Origin of the sequence: Photobacterium sp. GB-72, assembly GCF_003026095.1 — a bacterium.
Taxonomy (GTDB): Bacteria; Pseudomonadota; Gammaproteobacteria; order Enterobacterales; family Vibrionaceae; genus Photobacterium.
The window spans coordinates 53,980-76,942 of the sequence record NZ_PYNV01000011.1 but is presented as its reverse complement, the minus strand read 5'-3'; the positions used below and the strand labels follow the sequence as shown (position 1 = coordinate 76,942).

Annotated in this window: 24 protein-coding genes; 9 read left to right on the top strand and 15 right to left on the bottom strand. The window is 36.6% G+C overall.

The genetic code is table 11. From position 1 onward, the window contains the following. Window positions 1-49 precede the first annotated feature (49 nt). Complete coding sequence (locus C9J40_RS13340; RefSeq protein WP_107207227.1) at window positions 50-565, bottom strand: GNAT family N-acetyltransferase; 516 nt, start codon at window positions 563-565, stop codon at window positions 50-52. Window positions 566-724: 159 nt separating this feature from the next. Between C9J40_RS13340 and C9J40_RS13335 the strand changes: the two genes are divergently transcribed. Next, window positions 725-1,528 (top strand): arylamine N-acetyltransferase, encoded by an 804-nt coding sequence (locus C9J40_RS13335; protein WP_107247178.1) that lies wholly within the window; start codon window positions 725-727, stop codon window positions 1,526-1,528. Between the two features lie 165 nt (window positions 1,529-1,693). Here the strand turns inward: C9J40_RS13335 and C9J40_RS13330 are convergent, their stop codons facing one another. Beyond that, on the bottom strand, window positions 1,694-3,490 hold the full coding sequence (locus tag C9J40_RS13330; RefSeq protein WP_107247177.1) for a GTP-binding protein: 1,797 nt from the start codon (window positions 3,488-3,490) through the stop codon (window positions 1,694-1,696). A 353-nt stretch (window positions 3,491-3,843) separates the two neighbouring features. Here C9J40_RS13330 and C9J40_RS13325 point away from each other — a divergent pair, with 353 nt between their 5' ends. Next, on the top strand, window positions 3,844-4,683 hold the full coding sequence (locus C9J40_RS13325) for an SDR family oxidoreductase (protein ID WP_107247176.1): 840 nt from the start codon (window positions 3,844-3,846) through the stop codon (window positions 4,681-4,683). A 220-nt stretch (window positions 4,684-4,903) separates the two neighbouring features. Here C9J40_RS13325 and C9J40_RS13320 read toward each other — a convergent pair whose 3' ends face one another. Beyond that, window positions 4,904-6,166, bottom strand: a complete 1,263-nt coding sequence (locus C9J40_RS13320; RefSeq protein ID WP_107207231.1) for a dicarboxylate/amino acid:cation symporter — start codon at window positions 6,164-6,166, stop codon at window positions 4,904-4,906. 464 nt (window positions 6,167-6,630) lie between these two features. After that, window positions 6,631-7,056, bottom strand: coding sequence for a hypothetical protein (locus tag C9J40_RS13315; protein WP_146144961.1), 426 nt, complete (start codon window positions 7,054-7,056; stop codon window positions 6,631-6,633). Window positions 7,057-7,190: 134 nt separating this feature from the next. Here C9J40_RS13315 and C9J40_RS13310 point away from each other — a divergent pair, with 134 nt between their 5' ends. Together C9J40_RS13310 and C9J40_RS13305 are read left to right on the top strand one after the other, a co-directional pair. Beyond that, window positions 7,191-8,114, top strand: coding sequence for a DMT family transporter (locus C9J40_RS13310; RefSeq protein ID WP_107247174.1), 924 nt, complete (start codon window positions 7,191-7,193; stop codon window positions 8,112-8,114). Between the two features lie 133 nt (window positions 8,115-8,247). Then, complete coding sequence (locus tag C9J40_RS13305; RefSeq protein WP_107247173.1) at window positions 8,248-8,541, top strand: hypothetical protein; 294 nt, start codon at window positions 8,248-8,250, stop codon at window positions 8,539-8,541. Between the two features lie 768 nt (window positions 8,542-9,309). Here the strand turns inward: C9J40_RS13305 and C9J40_RS13300 are convergent. The 4 genes from C9J40_RS13300 to C9J40_RS13285 form a co-directional block, all read right to left on the bottom strand. Continuing rightward, window positions 9,310-10,149 (bottom strand): hypothetical protein, encoded by an 840-nt coding sequence (locus tag C9J40_RS13300; protein WP_107247172.1) that lies wholly within the window; start codon window positions 10,147-10,149, stop codon window positions 9,310-9,312. 252 nt (window positions 10,150-10,401) lie between these two features. After that, on the bottom strand, window positions 10,402-11,043 hold the full coding sequence (locus C9J40_RS13295) for an acyltransferase family protein (protein WP_107247171.1): 642 nt from the start codon (window positions 11,041-11,043) through the stop codon (window positions 10,402-10,404). After that, window positions 11,040-11,246 (bottom strand): acyltransferase family protein, encoded by a 207-nt coding sequence (locus tag C9J40_RS22395; RefSeq protein ID WP_107247170.1) that lies wholly within the window; start codon window positions 11,244-11,246, stop codon window positions 11,040-11,042. Before C9J40_RS22395 ends, C9J40_RS13295 begins: the two co-directional genes overlap by 4 nt. Beyond that, window positions 11,243-11,422, bottom strand: a complete 180-nt coding sequence (locus C9J40_RS13285) for a delta-aminolevulinic acid dehydratase (RefSeq protein WP_107247169.1) — start codon at window positions 11,420-11,422, stop codon at window positions 11,243-11,245. Before C9J40_RS13285 ends, C9J40_RS22395 begins: the two co-directional genes overlap by 4 nt. 205 nt (window positions 11,423-11,627) lie before the next feature. Between C9J40_RS13285 and hemB the strand changes: the two genes are divergently transcribed. Next, the gene (gene hemB / locus C9J40_RS13280) at window positions 11,628-12,620 is read left to right on the top strand and encodes a porphobilinogen synthase (RefSeq protein WP_107247168.1); all 993 of its coding nucleotides are present in this window, start codon (window positions 11,628-11,630) and stop codon (window positions 12,618-12,620) included. Window positions 12,621-12,770: 150 nt separating this feature from the next. Here hemB and nagE read toward each other — a convergent pair whose 3' ends face one another. Next, a complete protein-coding gene (gene nagE, locus C9J40_RS13275) occupies window positions 12,771-14,252 on the bottom strand; it encodes an N-acetylglucosamine-specific PTS transporter subunit IIBC (RefSeq protein ID WP_107208543.1) in 1,482 nt (493 codons plus the stop codon). Window positions 14,253-14,535: 283 nt separating this feature from the next. Here nagE and C9J40_RS13270 point away from each other — a divergent pair, with 283 nt between their 5' ends. Further along, window positions 14,536-15,414 carry an AraC family transcriptional regulator gene (locus C9J40_RS13270; protein WP_107247167.1) on the top strand — a complete coding sequence of 293 codons (879 nt, stop codon included), beginning with the start codon at window positions 14,536-14,538 and terminating at the stop codon, window positions 15,412-15,414. 74 nt (window positions 15,415-15,488) lie between these two features. Here the strand turns inward: C9J40_RS13270 and C9J40_RS13265 are convergent, their stop codons facing one another. Beyond that, window positions 15,489-15,806: a DUF4144 family protein gene (locus tag C9J40_RS13265; protein ID WP_107247166.1), complete on the bottom strand. Its 318-nt coding sequence runs from the start codon at window positions 15,804-15,806 to the stop codon at window positions 15,489-15,491. 281 nt (window positions 15,807-16,087) lie between these two features. Here C9J40_RS13265 and C9J40_RS13260 point away from each other — a divergent pair, with 281 nt between their 5' ends. Beyond that, window positions 16,088-16,444, top strand: coding sequence for a YibL family ribosome-associated protein (locus tag C9J40_RS13260; protein WP_006643799.1), 357 nt, complete (start codon window positions 16,088-16,090; stop codon window positions 16,442-16,444). Between the two features lie 138 nt (window positions 16,445-16,582). Here the strand turns inward: C9J40_RS13260 and C9J40_RS13255 are convergent, their stop codons facing one another. The 5 genes from C9J40_RS13255 to C9J40_RS13235 form a co-directional block, all read right to left on the bottom strand. Next, window positions 16,583-17,248 (bottom strand): YdcF family protein, encoded by a 666-nt coding sequence (locus tag C9J40_RS13255; RefSeq protein ID WP_107247165.1) that lies wholly within the window; start codon window positions 17,246-17,248, stop codon window positions 16,583-16,585. A gap of 436 nt (window positions 17,249-17,684) precedes the next feature. Then, a complete protein-coding gene (locus C9J40_RS13250; RefSeq protein WP_199187085.1) occupies window positions 17,685-18,224 on the bottom strand; it encodes a YaeQ family protein in 540 nt (179 codons plus the stop codon). 182 nt (window positions 18,225-18,406) lie between these two features. After that, window positions 18,407-18,715: a GIY-YIG nuclease family protein gene (locus C9J40_RS13245; protein WP_107247164.1), complete on the bottom strand. Its 309-nt coding sequence runs from the start codon at window positions 18,713-18,715 to the stop codon at window positions 18,407-18,409. Window positions 18,716-18,839: 124 nt separating this feature from the next. Next, a complete protein-coding gene (locus C9J40_RS13240) occupies window positions 18,840-19,499 on the bottom strand; it encodes a YceH family protein (protein ID WP_199187080.1) in 660 nt (219 codons plus the stop codon). A gap of 187 nt (window positions 19,500-19,686) precedes the next feature. Then, window positions 19,687-20,661: a diguanylate cyclase gene (locus C9J40_RS13235; protein WP_107208536.1), complete on the bottom strand. Its 975-nt coding sequence runs from the start codon at window positions 20,659-20,661 to the stop codon at window positions 19,687-19,689. Between the two features lie 235 nt (window positions 20,662-20,896). Between C9J40_RS13235 and C9J40_RS13230 the strand changes: the two genes are divergently transcribed. Together C9J40_RS13230 and C9J40_RS13225 are read left to right on the top strand one after the other, a co-directional pair. Further along, window positions 20,897-21,349, top strand: a complete 453-nt coding sequence (locus C9J40_RS13230; RefSeq protein ID WP_107208535.1) for a DUF3069 domain-containing protein — start codon at window positions 20,897-20,899, stop codon at window positions 21,347-21,349. A 319-nt stretch (window positions 21,350-21,668) separates the two neighbouring features. Continuing rightward, entirely contained in the window at window positions 21,669-22,952 is a 1,284-nt protein-coding gene (locus tag C9J40_RS13225; RefSeq protein ID WP_107247163.1) for a winged helix-turn-helix domain-containing protein, read from the top strand. The last annotated feature ends 11 nt before the right edge of the window (window positions 22,953-22,963 follow it).

Genomic DNA, 22,963 nt, shown 5'->3' with positions numbered 1-22,963 from the left:
CAACATTTGCAAATGTATTTTAATGTCAGACCGTATCATTAAAGTGAGCTTATAATGTAGAAAGGTAAACACAAACCTCACGCTCTTTTCCTTGCATGTGGTTTATCTGATTACCTTTATAGGTTACGCCAAGCTTGTTGATAACCGATCTTGAACGTGCGTTATCAGCTAAATGGGTTACTTGTAACTGCGTTAAGCCACAGTGCTCTTTCATGTACGAAATTAATAAGCTTGACGCTTCAGTCGCATAACCATTTCCCCAAAAAGGAACACCCAGCCAGTACCCAAGCACACCTACGCCATTTTCTATTTTCGGGAAACTAACCGTACCAATGACTTCCATTGTTTGTTTTAAAACGATGGCGTAAACAATACCTGTACCGCTTAAGAACATGTTGCTATGTCCCTGAATCCAAGTGTGTGCATCCGATACAGAGTATGGATAAGGTATATTTGCTGTCATGTCAGAAATTCTTTGATCACTTAGCAAGTTAGCTACTCGTTCAGCATCTGTTAGCGTAAATGGTCTCAAAATTAAGCGTTGGCTTTCTATTGTTTGCTGCATCACATTTGGCTCCGTTTCCTTAATGATGAAATATATGGCTTAAGTGTAAATAATATTCAGCTCCCCCTTGACCTCAACTTAACTTGAGGGTGCAAAGTCGCTTTAACAAATGAATGTATTGAAGCATTCCCTCAGCAAGAACAAGTTTAGAGATCCAATATGAATAAAGAAATGCTATCAGCTTATTTAGAAAAAATCGGTTTTCAAGGAAACACATCCCCTGATTTAACGACTCTATTCGCTCTGCATCAAAGTCAACATAGCAGTATCCCTTTTGAAAATCTTGATATCGTCAATGGTCGTACTGTCGAACTTGATGAAGATAAAATCTTTAATAAGCTCGTTTATTCTAATAGAGGTGGATATTGCTTTGAATTAAATAGCTTAATGAATCGCGTACTTAAAACGCTTCAATTTAATGTGGAGAAAAAGTTAGCTAGAGTCCACTTAACTGAAAATCCATCAGGTCGCGGGCATTTAGTCAATATTGTGACTTTCAATGAACAACAATGGCTTGTTGATACTGGTTTTGGCTCAAATACCCCCAGAGCACCACTACCAATTACGTTTAATCAAGAGCTTAAAGAAGAGAAACAAACCTTTCGATTTATCGAAGATGCGTTCTTTGGAATGATGTTGCAATGTAAAGTTCAAGAGCAATGGATAAACCAATATAGCTTAGATATGAGTTATGTCTGTGATGGCGACATTGAATATGCCAATCATTATGCATCCACCCATAGCAACTCACGATTTACCACTCAGGTAGTTGTCGTGGCAAGAACAGAGTATGGTAATAATATTCTTTTAAATAACCGTTTGAAGTTAGCTCACGCCGATGCCGTTACAGAAACTTTTATCAATGATGTCTCGTCTTTTCATCAAATATTAAAACAGCACTTTGGTATTGATAATCCAGTGCAGTTAGAAACATTCGAACAATACTTAGTCAATGAGAAATAACAGATTAATAGCCTAACAAGCAATGGATTAACTCTACAATTAAATAGATTTATTGCTATAAATGTTAGACACAAAAAAGCCCAGCAAAACTCGCTGGGCTTAAAGTGTAATTATTTTAAAACATGCACTTATGCACAATAACGGTTAAACCTGTTTTGTTACAAACTAATAGCTGTACATCGCTTTTCTAAGACGAATAGCTTTTGGCGTTACCTCAATCAGTTCATCACTATTAATCCACGTTAGCGCTTGCTCTAAACTGAAATTCATAATGGCTTTCATGGCATAATTTTTATCTGCCACTGTTCTCCACATCCGAACGAGGTTCTTACCTTGGCGGCAGTTCACCCATAAATCGGTGTCATTAGAGGCTGCTCCAATAATTTGCCCCTGATAAACCTGATCACCATGGTTAATCATCAACCTTCCTCGCTCTTGTAACGAAGATAAAGAGTAAATTAAAGCTTTGCCAATACCATTTGAAACCAGTACGCCTTCACGCCTACAACCAATATCACCAACGATTTTTTTACCGTAGCCAACATCTTCCTTATGAATACTTGCAGAACCTTCGGTCAAACTTAGTAAAGTATGTCTAATACCTAACAATCCACGTTTTGGCCCTAAGAATAATAATCGTTGATGACTATTATCCAATGGCTGACTATGCTCGAATTGTGCTTTACGGTAAGCCATCTCTTCAATAACCTTGCCCATAAATTCATTGGCGCAATCAACGTAACATTTCTCATAAGGCTCTTGCGTCTTACCTGCATCGGATTTCAACAAGATCGTCGGGCGAGATACAGAAAACTCGTACCCTTCTCGACGCATACTCTCAATTAAGACCCCAAGGTGTAATTCACCACGACCTGAAACTTCATAGACGCCTGCCTCTTCTGCCTCAGTAACATGCAGAGATACATTGTGTGAAGCTTCGAGATACAAGCGTTCTGCTAATTCTCGAGATTGTAATACCTTACCTTCTTGACCTGAAAAAGGAGAATCATTCACGCTAAATTTCACAGAAACAGTCGGCGTATCAATTTCTAGTGCTTCAAGCTCAACATCATTGCCACGTGAAGTAACAATATCTGAAATCGCAATATCAGATATCCCTGTTAAGGCTATAATATCGCCAGCCACACCGTAATCAACGGCAACACGACTTAATCCTTGTTGATGATAGACTTCTTTGATCTGACAGAAACGTGCATCTTCACCGGGCGCATTAACCGCAACTTTCTGACCTCGATAAAAGGATCCTGAGATAACACGCCCTATCCCAATCAAACCAAGATATTCTGAGTAATCAAGTTGATGAATTTGAATAACTGGTTCTTGTTCAACGGTTACCGTTGGTGAAGCGACGTTTTCAACTAACATATCTAACAATGGCGCCATGCCATTTTCAGTATCAGCCTCACCAAAGGTGTCATAGGCAAATGCTTCTTTCGCTGAACATGATACTGCTGGAAAATCGAGCTGCTCGCAATCAGCACCTAGCGTTACAAACAAATCATAAAGTTGATCAATTGCCTTTTCTGGCTGTGCCTCTGGACGATCGACTTTATTCACTGCAACCAATAGTTTCAAACCTTTATTTATCGCTTTTTGAGCAAAAAATCGTGTTTGTGGCATCGGTCCTTCAACTGCATCAACAATAACAAGTACCGCATTTGCCATATCTATAACACGTTCAACTTCGCCACCGAAATCAGCATGTCCAGGCGTATCGATAATATTTATTCTTACCCCTTTCCAGTCGATTGCCGTGACTTTCGATAAAATAGTGATGCCTCTTTCTTGTTCTTGAGCATTACAGTCCATCACTAATCGTTGTGTGCTTTCTCTACGTGTTAATGCATCAGCTTGTCTTAATAGTTGATCGACAAGTGACGTTTTGCCGTGATCAACATGAGCAACAATCGCAATATTACGAATGTCTTTAGTATTTAACATTTTGTTATCCCCATATCGATGTGATAGCAACATATTACATGGGTTTAATGAGCACCCAATAACGACATTTAGACTATAAGTATCAATTTAAGGACATTTATTAAATTAACTATTGGGAGTTATGGGTTATATATTTTATTTGTAATCCACAGAGACTTTGCAACGACAGTAAAATTTATTCCCCCGTATACATTCAACAAAGCTTCACTCGACTTTGGCTAAACCATGATTTTCTAATTTTCAACGCGACTCAGCATTCCATCTTACTGCACACCTTAAAACTGTTGACACCTGTAATTTTAAAGGTGTATTTTAAATGCAACTTTATTGATCTAGATTAAGGAACTATTAAAATGAATAAGAAAACGGTATTTATTACAGGTTCAAATTCAGGTATGGGCTTATCTACAGCAAAACTTTTTGCGACCAAAGGATATAAAGTTTACGGAGGAGTTCGTAATGCTGAAACTGGAGAGGCATTAAAAAATGATTTTACTGTTAATGACCTAACTATTACGCCGGTTATCTGTGATGTAACAAATACTGATAGCGTCAATTCGGCGATTGAATCTATTGTCAAAGATAGCGGTAAAATTGATATTCTCGTTAATAATGCGGGTTATGGCCTCGTTTCTAGTGTTGAAGAAGGGACTGATGAAGAACTCATACTCCAATACAATGTAAACGTATTTGGTGTGTTCAGAACTTGTCGTGCAGTAATTCCATTCATGCGTGAAGCCGAAAGCGGTATGATCATTAATGTTGGCTCGTTCTTAGGTAAGATGGGGCTTCCACTGTTAACTCATTACAACTCAAGCAAGTATGCGGTTGAGGGCATTACTGATTCGTTACGCTATGAACTAAATCCATTTGGTATTAAGGTTCATACGGTCGCGCCAGGTCTATTCAAAACTGGGTTTGTAAAAAATGGACTTAAAGCAAACACTAAAACAACAAGTGAAGATACGCCTTATGCCACTCAAGCGAGCGCCCTTCTCCCTCAAGTTGTAGATATGATCAACAATGGACCTTCACCAGATTTAGTCGCTGATGCCATACTGTCAGTCGCCGAAGGTAAAATTACAGATGCACGAGTTCCTGTTGGTGAAGATTCGGTTTACTTCAGTGATACATTGAATAAGCAAACTCAAGAACAATTTGAAATCACTGTTAAAAACGCACTTTCACTATAACGAATTCAACACAGTAGCCTATTTTATTACCAAGTTGTTTTACAGCTTTATTCAGAGTCGCTTAGATTGATTTTAGTTGAATAATCGATGTAATAAGTTGAAAAAATTGATTTACGGGAACGGAAAGATAAACAGTAAGTAGTTATAAAATCCGAATTATCAATCATCAACTATAAAAAAGCGGAGCCTAAGCTCCGCTTTATCATTGTGTTAATTTCGTTTAAGCAGGATTTACTTCTGCATTTACTGGCTCTTCAATAGCACCTTCGGTTTTAGCAACAATGGTATTTACTGCCGTATCCCCAACTACATTAGATGACGTACAGAACATATCGTTAATACGGTCAACAGCTGCAACAATAGCTAAACCTTCTGCAGGTAGTCCTAATTGGTTAAGCAATACACCTACCATCACGATACCGCCACCCGGTACACCACCCGCGCCCACAGACAGTAGCAAGATAGTTAAACCTAATGTCACAATATCTGAAGAGTTAATAGGTTGACCAAATGCGTTAGCCACAAAGATGGTTGCTAGTGCAATATAAATAGATACGCCTGACATGTTCATTGTGGCGCCTAGTGGTACACCAAAACCTGCAACAGATTTCGAAACGTTTAACTTTTCCGTTAGGGTTCGCATAGTAACTGGGATGGTTGCATTTGAACTTGCTGTTGATAGCGAGAATAAAACCTGCTCACGTGTTGCACGCAAAAATGTCTTAGGTGATGTACCCGTTGCAATGCTTACTGCCATTGGATAGAAAATGAAAATCCAGAACACCAACATGCTAACAACTAACGCTACGTAACCTGCAACAGATAACAGCGTATGTGAATCCAGTGTTGCCCCTAATTGGATCATTAGCGCGAATACACCGTATGGCGCAAGACTCATCACTAAGCCAACCAGCTTCATCATAATTTCGTTAGCTACTTTAAAAGTACGAATAGCTGGACCACCACGTGAATCTAATGCTTGAATCGCAAGCCCCGTTAAAATTGCCATAAAGATGATTTGTAACATGTCACCATTAGCAAAAGCTTGAACTGGGTTACTTGGTACGATATTCACCACTAAATCAAAGATATTAGGCGTTTCTGTTGTTGTAAGTTTAACGGATTCAGACACGCTTCCTGCTAAATTCGCGCCTTTACCCGGTTGGAAAATCATACCTACAGCTAACGCAGCACTGATCGCAATAATGGTATTAATAATGTAAAGCGCAAAAGTTTTACCACCAAGACGACCAAAAGCTTTAACATCTTTTAGCTCCACGATACCGCAGACAATAGACACAAAAACTAAAGGTACAACAAGCAATTTGATTAGGGATACAAACATCCCCCCAGCCCCTTCTGCTGCCCCTAATAAGTAAGTATCAAAGAGTGCGATATCATTAAAAATATATTGGATTGCTGTGCCGATTATTAGACCTGCAAAAAGACCGACAAAGATCTTTTTTGAGAGCGATTTATCCATTGCTCATCTCCGATTGTTATGTTGTATTTTTATAATTTGATAGTGACTAATAACACTATTTTGCTGTCGAGCCAGTGCATAATACACAACAACATAACAATTCAAAGCATTTATTTACAAAAGTGCAACATCGATCATTTAGAGTAAACAACTAAATTTACATCCATTTATCGCATAACACATTGAGAGATAATGTGTAAATCACCTGTTTCACCTCCAAAAAAGGATATTATCTTGCGAGCAACAAAAAACACCACTGGCTATTTTTCATACAAGGTTTTACTGAGTGTGTTACATGCAATATCTTGGTGAGAATTAATTTTGTATTATGTAGCCATTAAAAAAGGCCACCTAAGTGACCTTTAAATTATTTTTAGTTGCCTACTAACTTTGTATAAGTTGTTACACATAAACCACTCTAAATTTCACATTAAACAATTTTTATACTCGTTAGAAATACTTAGCTAAAAATAAAAGCCGTATTTAAGTCCAATTACCAGCCCTACGATAAGTAATAACGGAATGATTGGCGTAATGAAGTAAATCGCACCGATAAAAAAGACTTTCTCTTTACGGTCTGCTTTATCTATTTCTATGTAGTTGCATGCTTTTTGTACATTATCGATTTGACTGACAATATGATTAATCATCAATGCAGGTAAAATCGTAGCAGCCCCTATCAAAACAAACATCAATTCAATAGGAATATGAACGCTAAAAAAGTTGGTTAGGATGATGTTAATGGTTAAAAGTACCATCTGAAAGGGAATAGTGAGAGCGAGAACCGTCTCCCAAGATTTCACTCTCCCATTAGAATGAGTTAAATTCTTAGGCGCTATACTGATGTAGACAACAGATAGTAATAGCTTAAATTGATCAACTTTTTTCAATGGCGTTACCTATTAGTTAAAATCTCTCTTTTATTAAAATATTCTTATATCTGGTTTCTCTCTGGTTCAGCATGACTCTTTTATAGTACTTTTTGATATTAACATAGAGCGTTAAGCAAAGTAGCTAGAACATCATGAAACCTCAATACAATAATATGCTTGGCGCACTCTTAATCATTATTGCGACACTATCACTTACTATTAAAGACAGCGCTGATAAGTATTTGATACAGCATGGTTACCATCCCGTTCAAATGGTATTTTTCCGCTTTGCGATCCCGTTTGTATTTATGCTGCTTTTTATGCCAAAACAGACGAAAACCGCAATACTGGCCACCAACGGTAAATTATTGATCCGTGCTGCGATGTTCCTAACCTGTGCTGTAGTTTCGGTGATCTCTTTAAAATATATCCCTTTAGAAATCTATATCGTTATTGTACAAATGAGCAGTGTAGCGTATATGCTCGGTGGTGCCATTTTTTTTAAAGAAACCCTAACCTTACCAAAAATTATCGCAACAATCTTAGGCTTTATTGGCGTAGTTGTTGTTATCAATCCCACTAATGTCGATGGCTTGCATTGGGTCTATTTATTGCCGTTACTTATTGCAGCAACGACCTCTGGCTATAACCTGATAACCAAGACTATCGACTCAAAAATATCTCTTATTTCTGTTTTAATTAACTCGTTTTTTGTTTTAGGTTCAGTTGCAACAATACTACTCATTGCTCAGCCTGATATTTGGAAAACACCGACATTAACAGCATTACCCTATTTTCTCACAATTCCAATTGTGACTATCGTGTCACAATTGTGTTTAATCAAAGCCATGAACGTGGCTGAAGCCTCTCACGTAGCGCCATTTTTCTATTTTCAGATATTGTTTTCATGTATTTTTGGCTACTGGCTTTTCAATGAAATTCCAACAACATATACCATCATTGGTGCAATTTTCATTGTAGTATCAGGCTTAATTATAACTTACGCTAACTATAAACCTGGTTGTGGAAAAGCCCTAAAGCAGTCCAATAAAAAGTTAAATTCTGCACCAGAATAGTTCAAAAGCTCACCCTTTAAGTGCAAGATCATAGGATCCATACATATGTGACAAATAACTTATTGTTATAAAAGGATTAAATATTGGTATAGATTTTGGATTTAATTTTGTGGCAGAGATATAAGGAGTGAATATGTATATTGAACATAAGCATTTTAAACTACCTAATAATACCTCAGAGGTTGATGTTTTCATTAGTCCAACAGGCGATATTGAAGTAATGATAGAAGGTAATCAACAAGTTCTAAAAGGCGATTTTCATCATCTTTCATTCAAGATAATAAATACAGGAGTTGATTTGATATATAAAACACGTTCAAAAAAAAGTTCTTGGGATATTATCCTTACTCAAAAAGATGCAGAAACCGTAAGTAAAATGATGAATGAAGCCGATGAATATTATGAAATTATTATGCGCGATTTATAATAACTTTGGGGTTAGATAGATAACCCCTTTGAGAATAAATTTTATAACACTCATATAATTTACCCTTAGGTTTCAATATACTGTAAATAATATAATTAAGAATATTAAAATAAATATCACCACTTCGACCACCCATTTGAAAATTATTATTAAGTTTTATATAGCCTGACAAAACTCATATAAAGATAAAGTTTATGACATTGTCATTACATGTATTTTATTGGAATCAATTGTAATCATATATAAATAATATGTTATGTATAACATCACGCCATGTTATGTGTAGAAGTTGAATCCTCGATAAATTCTATAATACCAATAAGATAAATAGGTTTATTTCCCACCCAATTTACTCACTGTTATCAATCCATTTTTCTAGCCTCACCTTCTGAATAGCGGCTTATTTTTTTCACGGTAATGTTTACCAGAAAAAACACCAGAAAACATATTGCAATAATAAGTAAAATTAAGATTAACCTCAGTGTTCGGTTTTGTTTACTGTTCTTCTTATATCACTGAAAATAAACACCTTTATTAATAGTAGTTGTTAGTCTTACTAGATTTCGCATTAACACATTATCTATTGATCCGATAGGTATTTATATTTCATAAAATCTTGATATGGTGTGCATTACATTCCCGATCAAAGCACCTGTAGTTTTAACTCATCAACTTTGTCAATTGCCAGAGTTTTTTGTTGATTCTGTTTACTGGTATTGGGCAACGATAATTACGTCCCCCAATCTACCTATAACTCTCAAGTTAAGGCTAATGAAAAATAACACCTGTATGTTCTTGATTATATGTAATATGAGTAATCATTTCCTCATTGGTATAATTAACAATCTGAATTGATTTATCTGAGGTAAATGTTTTAAATAATACTTCACATTTATCATATTCATTTTTTAATTCAGTAAGTGTTTTACCAAACATATCTTTGACTGTTATCGAATATGGTGAAGACATTTTTTTCTCATAGTTAGAATTTAATGAAAAGATAAGTTCCCTATTTTTATTGTCATTATTACAGGATAAATAATTTATATGTCCGGCATTACTGGCTTCACTCGCTAAATTAAGCCATTTAAAAGTGAGAGTATCTGCTTGTTCATCAGATGTGGATTCAAAAGAATAGATACCGTTCGGTAAATCATCAACATAGGTATGCGAGATAATGTCGCCGTTACGATACCAGAAGATCTCATACGCCTTCTCTATTGGTAAATTATTGAAATTAAGTGCTGATGATCCAGAGTGCGAAGCTTCAGGAGTATAAGTCGCACCGCCAACACGTATTTCAATATTATCAGGTCCTGATATTAGCACTGGCCCCGATGAGCTATGCATCCCAACTGCCGCATTAAGCTTATTAAATGCTAAAGCTCCATTCTCTGCTTCTATAAGGTTAAGGTGTAAGTTTAATGTTAAATTTTTCGGATCGTGGTAACACGACATTTCGGGCAAATTACCACAGGTTGTATTTTCAGGTTCTGATACTTCTACTTTATCAGCAGTTACCTGCTCTGCTTCTTTATCACTTCCACTGCCGCCGCCACCACAACCCACCAGTAGGACTAAAGATAATAAGCCGATCCTATGTTTCATATTCACTTCCTTTTGATTTATAATTTATTTATTGTTAATAAATACAAAAGCAAATTACCACTTGCAATTAAATCCTAATGACGAATGTCACAATATGGATTTTCAACATTTTCAGTCTCAAAAGCAGATGAAAATGTCTGAAAATTATCAAGTGAATTTTAGAAAATCATTTAAGGAAATACGTATATTTATCCTAAATATGACAGTTAAAATATCTCTTTAAGCTTCGGTGTTTTTATAAATCACACCAGCTTAAGCGAACGCAATGATCACGCTTGGTATACCTACGACAACAAAGTTAATCAATGGGGTTTGTGTCATCAAGGGCTGATAAATCTTAGCGACAGAATATAAAGCGATATCTTGAAAAACATAGGCTGCAAAAGCAGTTCTAGATAACCATTTAGTCCAGTCATTATTTTTATTGAAAAAAGTTTTAAATACATAAAGTACACACATTGACATACCGATAGCGGTAAAGCCCCTAATCAACACATATGAAGATGAAGCGTATTCGCTATTAATTGCGTGTAAGTAAAACATAGTAATAAATGCGAACAGCCATATACAAATACCGACACTTGCATGTTTAACGGTTAGCTTATCTAACCATTGATATCTATAGGCTTGAATACCTAAACAAAACATGGCCATATAAGCAGGGGAATTACCCAAGCTACGAAAGCCCATTAAATTATATCCACCCACGTTTTGTAAGTATAAGAATATGTTATTTAAAGGTATCAAAATAAATGCAAAGACAATAATTATCAAAACAGCAGGGAATGGTGAATCTATACGCTCTTCTACCATAGCTTTATTATTTACAACAATTGAGTAAACAATAGAAAAAACAATTAGTGTCCAACAAAACCATGTTACACCAAGATCTATATTTCCAGATTAAAAAAATCAACGAAATTAGTTATAAATTCATTACCAATAAATAGATTTATAAACACTAATGATATTAATACTGGGATCCCTAGTCGAATAAATTTATCTTTTATAAATAATCGTTGGCCTTTACGTTCTTGAGAAGATGTTACAAAGTAAGCTGATATGAAGAAAAAACAAACTTGTGTTATATGGTTCAATTATCATTGTCAATCCATCGTTCAAGTCTCGCTTTTATTATAGCGGCTTCTTCTGATTTTTCTTTCGCAAGATCGGCGTGTTCACGATAGGCTTGACCTGCAAAAAAACCGGCTACTAAGAAACATAAAACCAACAAGATGAATAAGCTAATTTTCGCTTTCTTTATATTTAACATCGCTATATGTCTTCTTTTTCTCTCTAAATTGTACCTTAAAAGTATAAATTCTAACTTTATAATAATAGTTATAAATATCCAGTATGACCGCTCTAACTACTCACCTTCCCATTGCTGTAATAGCTACTTTCTTTGCATAAAAATTTGATCTGCGTTGTAATATTTGTATGATATATGTCTAATTATTATTAAAAGACATAATCCAATGACTACTACACTCACTTCCCCATTAAAACGTATCCGTCGTATGCGTCGCAGTGCAAATATGCGTGATCTTGTTCGTGAACACGAATTCAAATTAGCCGATCTGATCCACCCTATCTTTATTGAAGAAACGTTAACTGAAGAAGTGCCTATCAGCACGATGCCAGGGATCTCACGTATTCCTGAAACTCTGTTGGCAGATGAAGTGAAAACGCTTTATAAACTGGGCGTGCGTTATGTTATGCCTTTTGGTATTTCGCACACCAAAGATGAGATTGGTAGCGATACATGGAATGATGATGGCTTACTGGCACGTATGGTGAAAACCATTAAAGCAGCATGCCCAGATATGATGGTGATCCCTGATATTTGTTTCTGTGAATACACTACGCATGGTCACTGTGGTGTTTACCATGACGAACATGTTTTAAACGATGAAACATTAGAACTATTAGTTAAACAAAGTGTTACGGCAGCCCGTGCTGGTGCAGATATGCTTGCGCCATCAGCCATGATGGATGGTCAAGTTAAAGCTATTCGCGAAGGGTTAGATGCCGCAGGTTTTGAGCATGTGGCTATTCTTGCTCATGCGGTTAAGTTCGCCTCATCATTTTATGGCCCATTCCGTACTGCGGTTGATTGTGAATTAACAGGTGATCGCAAAGAATACCAAATGGATTGTGCTAATGGTCGTCAAGCATTACAAGAAGCATTACTTGACGAAGAAGAAGGCGCAGATATTTTAATGGTGAAACCGGGAACACCTTACCTTGATGTTGTTGCGAATCTTCGTCGCGAAACTCACCTTCCGCTTGCTGTTTACCAAGTCGGTGGCGAGTACGCTGGGATCAAATTTGCAGCGTTAGCAGGTGCGCTTGATGAAAAACGTGTGGTATACGAAACATTAACAGGCTTCAAACGTGCAGGTGCTGATTTAATTGTCAGTTACTATACCAAGCAAGTGGCTGAGTGGATGGCGCAAGACAACGCGTAAGAAACTTATTTCTACTTACATCTTAAACCTTGTGCAATCTACAAATGGTTAAGTCGACATTTAAATGAATATTTAATCGAAAAAAGTAAACAAAAAAGGAGTAACTGATTGGACAGTTACTCCTTTTAGCTTAAAAATTAACTCAAAATTTTAACTCATCGTCGCCTTAATACTATTGGCTATAGATTCCGCTTTAGGACCTAAAATTACCTGTGCACTTTTCTTACCAATCCGCACTACACCTTTTGAACCAAGGGCTTTAAGTGCTTCTTCATCAAATAAACTACAGTCATTCACACCTAAACGAAGTCGTGTAATACACGCATCAACAGAGATAATATTACTTTCGCCACCCAACGCTTCAATATAAGCCACAGGATTAAGCCCGACTTCTTGTGATACTTTACTTTCGTCATCATCAACTGAAGGTGTAGGTAATTTAAATACCTTGATAACAAAGTAGAAAATCACAAAATAAATCACAAAATAAGCACCAATTAATGGCACCAGTAACCATGGCTTCGTTGCTAGTCCCCAGTTGAGAACAAAATCAATCAATCCTGCTGAGAATCCAAAACCATGTAAGATACCCAGTGAGTTACAAATCACCATCGATACACCAGATAACAGTGCATGAATACCGTATAAAACTGGCGCGATAAATAGGAAGCTAAATTCAATCGGCTCTGTAATACCGGTTAAAAATGCTGTAAAAGCAAGTGATAACAACATTCCACCGACTAACTTACGTTTGTTTTTCGGAGATGCTAGCGTTAAGGCTAGAGCCGCTCCAGGTAAACCGCCCATCATTACTGGATATGCCCACGCCATATAAACACCAGCAGTTGGGTCGCCAGCAAAGAAACGATTTAAATCACCACGGGTTGTAATATCAGCAATCTTAGTAATAACTGAACCATCAATATTCGGCACCATTTGCCCTATTGATAAATGTGAAACAATACTTGGGTTTAAACAAATCTGATGCAGTGATGAACCGAGTTCATACGACACTTTGGTACATTCGCCAAGACTGAACCAGAACACAGAATGTAGGAAGTAATGTAGACCTAAAGGTATTAACGCACGATTTAATACGCCATAAATAAATTCACCGATATAGCCACTATGAGCTATCCACCCACTGAAATTATCAATGCCTTGCTGCACATATACCCATACTTCACCGCATACGACAGCCATAATTAAACAGCACAATCCAGCAACAATCGGGGTTAATCGCTTCCCTGAGAAAAACGCTAAGAAATCAGGCATTTTTGCTTGATAGGAATAATTATAAGCATGCCCTGAAATAATACCGGCGATAATGCCAGCAAAAAATCCTAGTTTTACGTCAGGGTTAATCGCAGTTGTCGCTTGCGTCAAAATAAAATAACCCACAACCCCAGCTAATGCTGCAGCACCTGAACCGTCTTTTGATAAACCTACCGAAATACCTAAAGCAAAGATTAAAGGAAGATTATCAAAAATACTGCTACCCGCTTTGGCAATAAAAGAGATGTCTAACAAATCGGGTTGTCCAAAGCGCAGCAATAACGCTGCTATCGGTAATGTCGCGATAGGCAGCATCAGTGCTTTACCTAATCGCTGAAAATAAGCGAAATTAACCATATATGTATGCCTTTTTAGAGGATAGATAAGGCTGGTGAAATATAAGGGGGAATTTATATTTCACCATGAAGTATACGGATAACATTCATTGTTTATCCCTACCTTGCCTTTAGCCATACAATAATCCTTTCACCAAACAAGCTTTGATACTTTTTTATCAGTTAGTAGTACTTTTTCATCACAAACGTATTTTTAGCGATAATTTCGATACTATATTGCTAGAAAATAATACTTTTCAATCAGGTCTTATTTTTTAGATAAAATAATCTTAGGAGATCGGAATTTGAAAGCGACATTAGAAAAGGTACCACAACGTATAGGCTGCTCATGGCGATTTAAAAAAATTCTCGAGCCAGTAAAAGAGTTCAGTTGGCATTATCACCAGAAAGAATTTGAGTTACTGATCCACCGTAACTTCCGCTCACGCTGTCATATTGGTCATTACCAAGGTGACTTCGATCAAGCCACGATGATCTTAATTGCACCTAATGTGCCGCATGGTATCGAGTCAATTAGCCCTCCTGATAGCAAAGACTATGAAACTTTGGTGGTGTGGTTTAAGCAAGACTGGATCGCGAATATGATGTTCAGTTGTCAGGAGTTAAGGAAAGTTGACTCGCTACTAAAGCGCGCAGAGAAAGGCTTACTTTTTAGCCCAGAGACGACACAAAAGGTGATCACTATCGTCGAGGCTATCGATGAAAAACATTTTGATCCGATTAACTTATTGGCTGCCTTGATTCATATATTTGAAGCGCTTTGCCAAGATAAAGCCAGTCAAACCTTGCTCTCCCATAATGTTGAAAGCAAAAACCACGACCAATGTAATAAAGAGAAAATTGAGCGTCTATGTACATTTATCGATCAACATTACGCTGAACCTATAATGTTAGAAGATGTGGCTAACTTTATCTGTACCAGTGAAAGCACTATTCATCGCTTATTTGAACAGCATTTTAATGAAACCTTTATCCAATATCTGAAGAAACTTCGCTTAAACCATGCATCTGAATTATTGGTATCAAGCCGTGACCCGATTTCTCATGTTGCAGAGCAAGTCGGTTATCGAAATCAAGCCAATTTTAACCGCCAGTTTAAACAATATAAGAGTATGACTCCGCGTGAATATCGACGTACTTATAAACTTGATGCTAAGGTCTAAAAGGTGTGTTTTAACTTTCTGGTTAGAAATGATTAGGCCGATTAAGCGTTGATAAATCAACAAACCTTTTATTGTTAAAATGACAATGATTCAATCGCATCATCTATTGCTCTAAACTGAATTTTGGTTAAACACATTTCTGCTTTTGAAAATTCATGCGCTTGAATCAAAGCTGTCACGGCCTCTAATGATAGAGGATCACCTTGCATTTGAAAGCAAAACGTATTGTTTTTGGAAAGAGTAAACGTAAACTGTTGACCATCACTATCGACGATAACATCTGCATCACTCCAAATAAGTGACTGGCATTCATCCATTAAGTCACTTTCTGAGCCTAGGTAAATGAGTTCATCATCACCTTCTAACTTAAAGAAACACGGCCAATTAATCATCACTCTTACCTCTTAAGTAAGTCGATATTTATCAAAAAAGAACCACAATACAAACACGGTTTACTGTCCGATAAGTGGCTAAAATAAGCGCTATACCATGTCACCAAAGATGAGTCGTGCTGCTTTTAAGTCTGTTTCCCTATCAGAACTAAAAATACTTTCATGATATTGCTCACGATTTAGCATATATAAGGTATAATATTCAGAACTCAATACCCTACTCGCTGAAAACACTGCGATTTGGTGTATTGCGAGCGTAAATACGAAGGTAATGAAAACACATGAATTTAAACCAAGAGCTTCAAAATCTTAATAACCGTATGGACAAGTGCCAGCGTAAACTTGCTGCTGCTATTCAACGAGATGACAAAGTTATCATCAAACAGTTTAAAGATGAGCTTACCAAGCTAAATAAAAAAGCTCAAAACGTTAAACACCGTAAATCATCTGAAGTGAGTAGCAAAGGTAAAGATGTTAAGTCTCTTGCTTTTAACCGTGTACTAACTAAAGCTGAACAAGCAGATATGGGCAAACTGAAGAAAACAGTTAAAGGCCTAGTTGTTGTTCACCCTATGACGGCTTTAGGCCGCAGCATGGGTTTAAAAGAAGTTACAGGTTACGCACCTAAAGCATTTTAATAGACTTTAAGTGTCAAAGAAAAAGGCGAACATTCATTGTTCGCCTTTTTGCTTTCTAAACGACTTTCTAAACTATAAGTTATTAAATAAAAATCAACTCAGCTCATCTTCTTTAACCAATACTATACGATAAAAGCATTAAGACGCTTTTGCTGTTAATTCTGCTGATAAATGCTGATCAAAACCGTAACTGACTAAACGCTCAAACGCATCCCATACTTCATTAGGTATTGGTTGTGGTGTTGAGAATCCTAACTCTGGGTAAAAACGGATACGCTGTAAATCACCAACCATCACGTTAATCAAATCACCAAAACTGATTGTATCATTTGCATAATCATCAAAACGAATTACCGGAGATGTCACGATAGCTTTCATGTTAGGCCATTGTTGTTCAAACGTCGCCAGTGTACGTCGCTCCATAAAAGGCTTTTGAACGAGAATAAAGCTGCTCGGTGTCAGCCCTTTTTGCTGTAATAAACGACGGGTAAAAAGGACATTCTCACCTGTATTGGTTGACTCAGGCTCAATCAAAATCGCCTCTTTTGGCACCCCCATATCTAGCGCTATTTTTGCAAAATGTTCGGCTTCTGAAGTGTTAAATAAGCCTTCGGTTAGCTCACCGACGCCACCAGAGAAAATGATACAAGGTGCAAGTCCTTGCTTATAAAGTTCTACCGCTCGCTCAGCGACACGTTCATCGTTACTTCCTAGCACAAAGATACAATCACTCTTTACTATCTCATGACTCAACTGGTGATAATCCCAAATTATGGTTGCTAGTTCATAAATTCGTTTAGGCATAAATCGTCCTTATTCGCAGCAAGATGAATGAATACTCTCTGATATTTCACGCTGTTGATACAGCCCTACATTGTTTTGTAATAAGGGATAAGTGGCATAATGCGTCTTAGTTATGATTGCATAATGACAAAGATAAGAAACTCACTTAATACTGATAAAACTGTTTCAATATTGATAATCATAATTAATCACAACTTACAAAAACGTAAAGCTGCTACTGCTTTATTATATAAGGCACCGACTAATAAAAACTGAATCAAATCATAAAACAAGCAAAAAAAAGGTGACATAGACTCGTCTACGTCACCTAGTATGTTTGGTCTTAACATTATAACTTACGGTATGACACGTTTAACTCGCTACTAATCCACTTCGGGGTTATGTCGTAAATTATTCGTATACAACCAATGTTAAGCGAAACATTTAATAATTAAAATTAGCGCTTCCACCATTCAGGGATGATTGTTACGTTCGCATTCGCCGCACTCAACCAAGCCTGTTCACCTTCGATTGTTAGCTGTAATTGCATGGTACGTTCCACCACACTTTCTAGCTGTTTCAACACTTCATCGCGAATATAGACCACAGAAACATTATCTAATGCATTGATTTTACTTTCATTTGCTTGCCACCAAATAGAAGCTGCATTATCACCATAAGCAAAAATAATCACCTTCTCTGATTTATGTGACGCTTTACGGATACGTTTCTCATCAGGCAAGCCAAGCTCAACCCATAATTCAATATCGTCAATTAAACTTTTCGTCCATAAATCAGGCTCTTCCGTACTACTTACACCTTTTGTAAACTGCAAGTTGTGATCCGCATTTAAGCCCCAAGCAATGACGCGTAACATGAAACGTTGTAAAGTTTCTGATGGATGACAAGCAATAGTATGTTGCTGATCTAAATAGACATGTCGATCCATGTCTGCCACGTTCATTTGTACTTTGTAAATAGTGGCATTGGTAGCCATATAGTAAACCTTATTATTGTTCTGTTGCATGTTATACGCCCTCCGTTGAGGTTATGTCTTACATAATTAGTGCCATTTCTGGCGCGCATAACAGTAAAATTTTTGTCCTTTCGGCTAACTGTTTAAAAACAATTAGTTATCAATATGCTTTACAGCGGATGAGGATTGTATGTTACTGCGGCTTAATTTTGCGGAAATAACAGATAAAGATCAGTGTTTATTTTTATTAACTGTTCTTTGCGTGCTCTAGTCAGTGTTTTTTTTATTTTATATTCAAACACCATCGCATCACGCTTATTGAGTACTTTTTGCGACCAAGCCAATGTGAGTGGTCCTTTTCCTTTAAGGTACTTTGCACCTTTTTTACCGTGTTGATGCTCTGCAAACCGACGCTCTATATCGGTCGTTACACCGCAATATAACGTATTAGAGGAAGTTCTGATTAAATAGACATACCAAGATGTTACGTCTTTTGTCGTTTCTTTACTCATCCAATACTCATCTCATGAAAACAAAAACAGGTTCAGCAATGCTGAACCTGTTCGTGTGGGTATTCAATCATGGATGGTTTAATAGCGCAATAAAACAATGCTAAACGTATCCATTTAATCAGATCTATTCAGTTAATGAAGTAATGATTGCCTGTAACTCTGCCACTTTTTGTTTTAATTCTTCTACATCGTTTTCAAGTTGGCTAATACGTTCATTATTGCCTGAACCACTTGTTACAGCTTGTACTGCACTTTCATATGCTGAAATATCAATCTGACCACTTAGCAAATGCATGTAACGACAATCACGTTTACCTGGCTCTCGAGGTAGTTTTACAACATATGGGCCTTTCTCATCACTTGATAGCTTAGTTAACACAGCTTCAGCTTCACGTACGTCCGTAAATTCACATAACCGATTAGTACGAGTACGGATTTCACCGGCAGTTTGCGGCCCTCGAAGTAATAACACTATCATTGCTCCGAGCTCTTGTTTTGTAAATTGTAAACTACCAAACTCGGTATTACAGAAGCGATGTTGAAATTTTGATACTCGACTACCAAAACTGCTGACATCGGCAACCATACGTTTTGCTTTTAATTCCTCAACAGTGTCGAGTACTGTTGCTTCATCAAGTGACATAACAGGTTCACGGCTACTTTTTTGATTACATGCCGTGGTTAACGCATTAAGTGTCAATGGGTATTGATCTGGAGTTGTGATTTCTTTTTCAAGCATACAACCAATTACGCGAGCTTGATTTTGCGTTAAATTAATTTCCATGCCCATCTTTCACCCTTTATAAAACTAACTCATTAAAATTAGATAATATCGATATATTAACGACTACATTGAAGCTTTATTTTTGTTCTTAACAAGAGATTATCACGTTATATGCCAACAGCAAGCTGTAAAATTACAGTTTGTCTGCTTTTCAGACAACAATAACTTACTCTATTAACTCACAATATTAGTTTTCACTTTGATCAACAGGTAGATTAAGGTAATCCGCAGCAACATAATGATTACGCCCTTTTGCTTTCGCTTGATAAAGCAACTTATCTACTTCCTGATATAAATTCTCAATACTTTCTAAACCTGTAGGTATCCAAGAAATAGCACCTTGGCTCACGGTTAAAATTTTCGCTGTATCAGAATATTCATGTTTAATTGCTAAAGAGATAATCCCTTCTTTCAAGCGTTCACACTCTTTGATAGCTTGTTGACTATTACAATTACTTAGAAGGATAACGAACTCTTCACCACCATATCGTGCACAAATTTCTCCCGCACGGCTGAATTTAGTTTTCAACTGATATGCCAACAGCTTTAAGATAGTATCTCCTTCAATATGACCATAATGATCATTGAATGATTTGAAGTGATCGACATCAAGCATAATAATCGTTAACGGCAAACCATTTCGGCCATGTAGCGACACTAGCTCACTCAATTTTTGATCGAGATAACGACGATTGGCTAAAGTAGTAAGGCCATCTTCATTGACTTGCTGTGACAATAGATCATTTGCTTGCTGTAGCTGAATTGAGGTTTGTTTTAATTGGCGTCTCATGACCGATATACGTTGCATAGCTTTAATTTTAGCCGATAGCACCATGCTATTAACAGGCTTGATCAGATAATCATCACCACCTTTATCAATCGCCTCTGCGATGAGTTCAGGCTCTGAATGCGCACTGAGAAATATAATTGGTACCCATTCAGGAAAACACGCACGTATTTTCTGTGCAAGTTCAGTACCTTGCATATCTGGCATACAGATATCTAAAAGCACTAAATCGGGATCAAAGCTAGCATAACTGTTAAGTGCATCCTGTCCTGAAGAAAAAGCTTTAACCATATGACCCAGATTTTTCAACCTTAGTTCAAGATACAGTCGTTCAGATAAGACATCATCAACTAATAAAATGTTCATCGGCTTCATAAAGATACCTTAAGAGTATTTTTAGTCTAAGTTATTAAGCATTTTACATGCCTAATTTAATTTAGGCTTACAATGGATCAATAGTTGAGATGAAAACAAGCTTTTTAAGCATGATGGGACAATAATCACATCAAGGTAAAACATCGATTTATTACTGTTCTCTACATGATATATTGACATTTGACGTTAGAAATATAGGATTCTCCTCCTTAAACTTATGCTGTAGGAAAAAGCCATGTCTGAGATGAACAAAAACGATGATCAAATCGTTGAAGAAGAAACGTTAACGCTAGAAGACTGTTCACCAGAACTTCGTCAAGTTGTAAAATTTGAGAAAGTACCAGCAGAACTTATTGATATGCTAGTTAATGTCTACAAAGTTTCTGAGCCAAGTACACGCGAAGCATGGAATTCACTGCCTGCAAGTGCGCAAAATGTATTAGATAACTTCGAGCAATTTCATGCTCTAGTTGCACTAAGCCAAAGCTACTCAGGTGTTGATTTCCTAAGTGAAATGCAAGGTACAACGTTCCCTGAAGACATGAGTGCTGAAGAGCAAGCAGAATACAAAGCATCTGCACTTGATAAAGTTCTTCATAGCTGTGTGAAAGATATGTGTAAGCAACTTAAGAAAGCACGTCAAAATCCACCAATGAAACGTGAATTCAATATGATCTTTCAAAAGTAGTTATATTTTTATAACTATAGAACATAAGGAGTAGCATTTGCTGCTCCTTTTTTTGTTGGAAAAATGAAGTGCGAATGTAATCAAGATAACAAAGGAATAAGCATAACATCAATTTATAAAATGATATTCAACGCCTCAATTTGTCTTTTTGACTGCTGATATTGTTTTCATTTTACTAATCATACTCTACGGTTAAATCCCCTCTTAATTAAAAAGTTGCAACAATTTAAAATGCTCAATGCAAACTTAATGCAGCAGTTTTACATAACTTCGTGATATTATACAAAATTGAATGATTTCAATAGTTAGAGGTTCATGGATGCCAAATACTGAGCAGATAAGATTCCAGACAAATGTGTGTTATGTAGAGAGCCAAGGCGTTCTTAAAACACCAGAATCTACGCTCAAGTTAAACTTATCTGAGCAATACATTTTATCGTATCTCATAGATAATTATGGTAAACCCGTAACAAAAAATGAACTCTTAAATGTAGGTTGGCCCGATCGCATTGTAACTGAAGCTTCTTTATTTCAAGTCATTCGCGCTCTACGTGTGAAGCTGAATGAAGAAAAAAAAGGTGATGTAATAGAAACATTGCCACGTGTCGGTTATCAAATTCGAGAATTCACTCGAGAGACGGTTGATTTATCAGACTCTCAACGTTTATCTCCATTAAAGAAAATCGGAAAAAAAACAATCGCTCTTTCCGCCATTAGTTTAGTGGTGATCATAAGTGGAATCGCTTGGATGAAATATCCTTATTCTGGATCGCCAAAATACTATTTAATTGATAAAGATCGAGTTGGTAGCAATGATTTTACTTATATAGCGTCAAATGCTGAAGATCTCGCAGATCTACGGGGTAAAGTAAAAGAGATTATTAATCAACAAGTTAATAAGTTCGGTTCAATTACGACTAAAAATCAACGAGTCTACCTTTATAAGACAGATAGTTTTTATTCTGCGGCATGGTGCACTGTAGACAGCAATAAAGTTTGTAAAAAGAATAGTGATTTTAGCTATAAAATAGTACCAAATGAGTGGTCGACATTTGCTGATATTGTCGTTAACAATAAAAAGAACTATCACGGTACACCGATTATTCATACTGAGAATACGCAAGAACCAACGTCAATTGCCTATACGTCATATATTGATAAATCAGGTATTCAATCAAAGGTTACGCATCTCTTTCTTACTCCAACAAATAAAAACGGCATCTTTAATTATTCAATGATGTCTTTTATTCAAGAGAAAGAGAGTGGCATGTTTCACCCTCTCTCTATCAGCGCAGCCAAAGCAATATTGTATGATAAAGGTTCTCAGTTTTTGAAAACGGTAAAAATTGAACCTGAAATGTTTCACTGGTCTTATCAACCAAGTGTAAATTTTGATGAAAATAAATCACTCGCTTTAAAGCATAGTAGTTTAGTTGAACAAGGTTTTCAAAATAATAAACCTTTTTTTAGTTACTTAGTGTACGAGCAACCTCATCTAGTATTAATGCTTGATAATACAACAGGATTTGTCTGGAATAACACCAGTGAAGCAAATCCTTATGCGATTTTTTCATACTCTTCATCAAGCTCAACAAATAAATAATTAAATGCGCA